Origin of the sequence: Deinococcus planocerae, assembly GCF_002869765.1 — a bacterium.
In the GTDB taxonomy this organism is placed as follows: domain Bacteria; phylum Deinococcota; class Deinococci; order Deinococcales; family Deinococcaceae; genus Deinococcus; species Deinococcus planocerae.
The window spans coordinates 1-5,000 of record NZ_PNOR01000045.1 but is presented as its reverse complement, the minus strand read 5'-3'; the positions used below and the strand labels follow the sequence as shown (position 1 = coordinate 5,000).

The following is a 5,000-nucleotide window of genomic DNA, read 5'->3' as shown; positions in this document are numbered from 1 at the left end:
CGAGTCGATGGGCTACGAGGAAGTCATGCTGCGCGACTCCATCGAGGACCAGGCCGACGCCGCCCTCAAGGTAGGCACCCTGACTCCCGAGCAGGAGAACGAGCTGCTGGAGGACTACGGCGAGGAGCTGCTCGGCTACACCTACCTGGAGTACGAGGAGGGCTGAGCGGGGTGGGGGAGAGGGGCGGCTAACCGGGGGAGCGGAACCGCCCCTCCTCCTTGGGCTGAGAGAGGCTGACCTGTTCGGCGAGCCGCTGACGGACAGCCGCCCACTCCCCCCGCGTCACCGAGTACATCACCGTGTCGCGCATCGTGCCGTCGGGCCTGCGCATGTGCCGCCGCAGCACGCCTTCCTTGACGGCCCCAAGCCCTTCGATGGCCCGCTGGCTGCGGGTGTTCAGGATGTCGGTCTTGAGCTGCACCCGCTCCATGCCCAATTCCTCGAAGGCGTGGGCGAGCAGCAGGCGCTTCATGCGGCGCTTCGTGCCTGTGCCGTGCCAGCGGGGGTGGAGCCACGTCCAGCCGATCTCCAGCCCGCCGTGCGCGGTCCGGATGTCGCCGTAGCGCGTGCTTCCCGCCAACTCCCGGCCAACTTCCACCACGAAGGGCAACTGGTCGGGGGCGCCGAGCGCGGCGCGGTAGGAGGCGGGAGAGGTGGGCGGCGTGGACATCCACCGCAACTCGGCCCCGCAGTCCCGCGCCAGCACGCACAACGCCAGGGTGTCCCCTTCCGTCAGGGGCCGCAGAGTCAGGTCGCCGCCCTGGAGCGTCAGGCTGTGGCGCATGGGGCAGTGTGGCACGTTCCCAAGCGCCGCCGTTCGCCGCGCTACCCTGAACAGGTGAAGGACGAAGAACGCCGCGACCCCCACGCCTCCGAACGCTGGACGGTGGACGGCATCGAGGACGGCCCGCGTGGCCGGGTGGCCCGCATAGAGCGGGAGGACGGCCAGACCTTCGACCTTCCCCTCTCCGCCCTGCCGGATGGGGTGCGCGAGGGTGACCTCCTCGCCGTGGAGGACGGCCCCGACGGGGTGACCGTCCGCCTGCTGCCTGGGGAGACCCGGGCCCGCCGCATGGCCGCCCAGCGCCACCTCGACCGCCTGAATGCGGGCACATCCCACGAGGGGGAAGAGGAGATCACCCTGTGAGCGGCAAGAAAGCGACCTCCAACTCCCCCGCCCGCAACAAGGCCGCCGGGTCCGGGGGCAGCCACAAGGGCCACGGCCCCAGCACCAGCGACCTCGCGGGCGTGCTCGTCCTCGGCCTGATCGTCAGCCTCGCGGCGTGCGCGGGGGGTGGGGGGAAGGAGGAGGGCGACCAGGGGGGAAGCGGCACCCCGGGCGGTCAGGTCACCATCCGCTTCCTCGACGTGGGGCAGGGGGACGCCGTGCTCGTGACCAGCCCCGAGGGCAAGACGATGCTCTACGACGGCGGACGCAGCGCCGTTCGGATGCGGGAGCACCTGAAAGCCTACGGGGTCACCAAGATCGACCTGATGGTCGCCAGCCACGCCGACGCCGACCACATCGCGGGGCTGGTCTCCGCCGCGCAGACGGCTAGGCCCACCCTCTTTATCAACAACGGGCTGGCGGGCACCACCCAGACCTGGGAACGCCTCGTCACGGCGCTGGAGGGGGCGGGCACCACCTTCCAGAAGGCGAACAATCAGGTCGTCAACCTCGGCTCGGTCAAGGTGCGCGTGATCGCCCCGCCCGCCGGGATGGGCGACGACCAGAACGAGAACAGCGTCGGCGTGCGCGTCGAGTTCGGCAAGTTCCGCGCCCTGATGACCGGCGACAGCGAGAAACCCGAGACGCAAGCGTGGCTGGAGGAGCGCCGACCCGAGATCCAGGGCCCCTTCCAGCTCTACAAGAGCATCCACCACGGCGCGGCGAACGGCGACCATCAGGCCTGGCTCGCCGCCGTCCGCCCCGAGAACGTCGTCATCGGCGTGGGCGAGAACAACTACGGCCACCCCACGAAGACGGCGCTGGACCTCTACAGGGAAAACAACGTCCGCGTCTACCGCACCGACCAGCAGGGCACGGTGACCTTCACGGGCGAGGGAGACGGGTCGTATCAGGTGGAGACGGAGCGGTGAGGGAAACCTGGGCCTGAGTGCTTCGCCTCCGCCTGCACTACACTCCCCCTCTGATGTTCGGACCCCTTCAGCCCCGCAGCCAGCCGCAGCCGGGGCACCTCTACGACGTGGCCGTGGTTGGCGCGGGCCTCGCGGGCACGGAACTCGCGTGGCGCCTGGCGCGTTCGGGCGCGGACGTGCTCCTCGTCTCGCAGGCCCTCGACCACCTCGGGAACCTGTACCAGCCGACCATAGAGGGCGCGGGCTTTCCGCCCGGCAGCGTCCTCGCCCTCGTGGCCGGGCGGATGACTCCTGACACGGACGGCTGGACCTTTCACCGCCACCTCAAGGCCGAGATCGAGGCCACGGCGGGCATCCACCTCCTGCAAAGCACGGTGACCGAGCTGGACGAGGGGGAGGGGGAGGTCACGCTCTCGACCTGGGAGGGCCCGACCCTGCGCGCCCGTCTCGTCGTCCTGGCCGTCGGGGCCTTTCTCAAGGGCCGCCTGCTGATCGGCGAGACGATGGAGGAGGCCGGGCGGCTCTCCGAGGTCGCCTACGACTTCCTGGCCGACGACCTCGCCCGCAGCGGAGTATGGCTGATCGGGGGCGAGCAGACCGCCGCCGGGGTGGAGGGGGCGCCGCCCTACGACGTGCGTTTCCTGACGCCCGCCCCGACCGAACTGGACGGCTTCCGCCTGGGGCGTTTCGAGCGGGTGTACGCCGTGGGCCGCTGCACGCCCGGCGAGCACACCTACGCCTCGGTGCTGGAGGACGCGGCGCGGCTGGCGGGGGAACTTCTCTTGGCTCCTCCGCTGCGCGGCTCTTCGAGTCCCCCCTCGTGGGGGAGGCCGGGAGGGGGGGAACGCTCATGATCTACCGCCTCTCCGACTTCCACTTCCCCGACGCCGCCGCGCGCCTCTACCCCGACACCCCGGACCGTCCCTGGGTGCTGGAGGTGGGCTTCGGCGACGGGCGGTTCTGGCCGCACCACGCCGCCACCTTCCCCGAGGCGCCCAACTACCTCGGCGTCGAACTCAGCGGGGTCAGCCTGCTCAAGGCCGCTCGAAGGTTGCGCGCGGCGGGGCTGACGAACGCCGTGCTGACCAAACTGCCCGCTGGCGTCCTCGTCCGCGAGGTGGTGCCCGAGGGGGCGCTGGACGCCATCGTCGTCAACTTCCCCGATCCCTGGCCCAAGGCGGGGCATACCGACCACCGCCTCTTGCGCGCCCCCTTCTTCCGGCTCGCCGCCAGCCGCCTGAGGCCGGGCGGGGCCGTCCTGCTCACCACCGACCACGGCGAGTATTTCGAGTTCGCCTGCCATGAGGCGGGGGCGAGCGGCGTCATGCGGGTGGACCTCACGGACGCGCCGCCCGCCGCCCTGGAGACGAAGTACGCCCTGAAGTGGCGCGACCTGGGCCTGGGCGCCCACCACGCCCGCTTCACGCCGACCGCCCACCCGCCCGTGCCCCACGGGGCCGTCACCCGCTATCCCTTCGAGGAGGAGTCCCCCGACGTGCCCCACGCCATCCTGACCCTGCCCGAGACGTTCGGCCCCCGCGAGTTCGGCAAACACACGGCGCGCGGCGGGCAGACCCGCGAGACTGCGCCGGAAGGCGACGGGGCCGGGTGGACCGTCGTCCTCCTCGACCTGTACCGCAGCCTGGGCAAGGACGGCTGGGTGTGCCTCGCCCACGTCGTGGAAGGCGAGCTGATCCAGGAGGTTCTCGTGGGCGTCACCGCGCGGGGGGACGGCACCCACCTCGTCCGACTCGCCCGCTTCGGGGGGCCCATCATCACGCCGGGGGTCAAGGCGGCGGTCGGCACGGTGACCGGCTGGCTGGAGGGGCAGGGCGCGGTGGTCACGCACCGGGGGTATTAGCGTGGTGCCCGTGATCACGGAACTGCCCACGCCCGACCCGCGCGTGCGGATGTTCCGGTCAGGCACCGAGGTGGACTGCTTCGCCGTGGTCACGCGGCGGCACGTGGTCGTCGTGGACACCTTCGGCACCCCGGCGGAGGCCGCGCAGATGCTGGCGCTGCTGGAAGGCGACCTGGCCGGGCGCTCCCTGCTCGTCGTCAACACGCACGGCCATTACGACCACGCCTGGGGCAACGCGCTGGTCGCGCCGGGCGGGCCGCACCCCGCGCCCATCCTGGGGAGCCGCCTCGCGGGGGAGGTCTTGCGCTCGCAGGCGGCCCGCGACAAGCTGACCCGCAAGCAGGCCGAGGACGCGCGCTTCGCTGAAGTGGTCCTGTGCCCGCCGACCGTGACCTTCGACGGCGCCCTGACCATCGACGGGGGAGACCTGACGCTCGAACTGCGGCCCGCCCCCGGGCACAGCGCCGACCAACTCGTCGTGTGGATTCCCGAACTCCGCCTCCTGCTCGCGGCGGACGCCCTGGAGTTCCCCTTTCCCTACGTGGAGCAGGACGCCGACCTGCCCGTGCTGCTCGCCACCATGCGCGAGCTGAGGGCGCTGGACCCGGCGGTGGTGTTGCCGTGCCACGGCGGCGGGCACGACGCGTCCCTGATCGAGCGCAACCTCGCCTACTTCGCCCGCCTGGCCGCCCGCCCCGACACCACCTTCGAGCAGGCCCTCGCCGACCTGGGACTGGCGGACGTGCCGAGCGCCGACTTCTACCGGGAGCTGCACGGGTTGAACGTGCGGGCCACCCGGGCGGCCCCGCGCTAGGGTCTGTCTGGGTGAATTTGGGAGGATGGGGGGATGGGACGGACAGATTTAACCGAGCAGCAGTGGGCTCAACTTCGCCCACTGCTGCCCCCACACCCCAAGCGAGGACACGCCTACAAGGACCACCGCGTCGTCCTGAACGGCATCATCTGGCGCCAGAAGACCGGCGCACCCTGGCGGGACATTCCTGAGCGGTACGGGTCATGGCATACCTGCCATGACCG

8 protein-coding genes (1 of these 8 running past the window's edge) are annotated in these 5,000 nt (G+C 71.4%); 7 read left to right on the top strand and 1 reads right to left on the bottom strand.

Translation table 11 applies throughout. The features are described from left to right. Positions 1–166, top strand: the final stretch of a protein-coding gene (gene speA, locus A7B18_RS18680) for a biosynthetic arginine decarboxylase (protein WP_180970241.1). The gene continues 1,748 nt to the left of window position 1, outside the view; the window shows 166 of its 1,914 coding nt (coding positions 1,749–1,914); its start codon lies beyond the left edge, outside the window; the stop codon is at positions 164–166. A 22-nt stretch (positions 167–188) separates the two neighbouring features. Here the strand turns inward: speA and A7B18_RS18675 are convergent, their stop codons facing one another. Beyond that, positions 189–785 (bottom strand): GNAT family N-acetyltransferase, encoded by a 597-nt coding sequence (locus A7B18_RS18675; RefSeq protein ID WP_102128220.1) that lies wholly within the window; start codon positions 783–785, stop codon positions 189–191. A gap of 54 nt (positions 786–839) precedes the next feature. On the opposite strand from A7B18_RS18675, the gene A7B18_RS18670 reads away from it, so the two are divergent. The 6 genes from A7B18_RS18670 to A7B18_RS18645 all read left to right on the top strand — a co-directional run. Beyond that, entirely contained in the window at positions 840–1,148 is a 309-nt protein-coding gene (locus tag A7B18_RS18670; RefSeq protein WP_245872969.1) for a DUF3006 domain-containing protein, read from the top strand. After that, the gene (locus tag A7B18_RS18665) at positions 1,145–2,101 is read left to right on the top strand and encodes a ComEC/Rec2 family competence protein (protein ID WP_245872968.1); all 957 of its coding nucleotides are present in this window, start codon (positions 1,145–1,147) and stop codon (positions 2,099–2,101) included. Before A7B18_RS18670 ends, A7B18_RS18665 begins: the two co-directional genes overlap by 4 nt. Positions 2,102–2,154: 53 nt before the next feature. Next, positions 2,155–2,955 (top strand): FAD-dependent oxidoreductase, encoded by an 801-nt coding sequence (locus tag A7B18_RS18660; protein WP_102128201.1) that lies wholly within the window; start codon positions 2,155–2,157, stop codon positions 2,953–2,955. Next, complete coding sequence (trmB, locus tag A7B18_RS18655) at positions 2,952–3,962, top strand: tRNA (guanine(46)-N(7))-methyltransferase TrmB (RefSeq protein WP_102128200.1); 1,011 nt, start codon at positions 2,952–2,954, stop codon at positions 3,960–3,962. Before A7B18_RS18660 ends, trmB begins: the two co-directional genes overlap by 4 nt. A gap of 10 nt (positions 3,963–3,972) precedes the next feature. Beyond that, positions 3,973–4,776 carry an MBL fold metallo-hydrolase gene (locus A7B18_RS18650; protein WP_146009592.1) on the top strand — a complete coding sequence of 268 codons (804 nt, stop codon included), beginning with the start codon at positions 3,973–3,975 and terminating at the stop codon, positions 4,774–4,776. Positions 4,777–4,809: 33 nt separating this feature from the next. After that, positions 4,810–5,000 (top strand): transposase (locus A7B18_RS18645; protein WP_146009591.1); only part of this gene is annotated, 191 nt, incomplete at its 3' end.

Coding starts and splice junctions, on each gene's coding strand:
- A7B18_RS18675 (WP_102128220.1), bottom strand. CDS start 785: ATGCGCCACAGCCTGACGCTCCAGGGCGGCGACCTGACTCTGCGGCCC.
- A7B18_RS18660 (WP_102128201.1), top strand. CDS start 2,155: ATGTTCGGACCCCTTCAGCCCCGCAGCCAGCCGCAGCCGGGGCACCTC.
- trmB (WP_102128200.1), top strand. CDS start 2,952: ATGATCTACCGCCTCTCCGACTTCCACTTCCCCGACGCCGCCGCGCGC.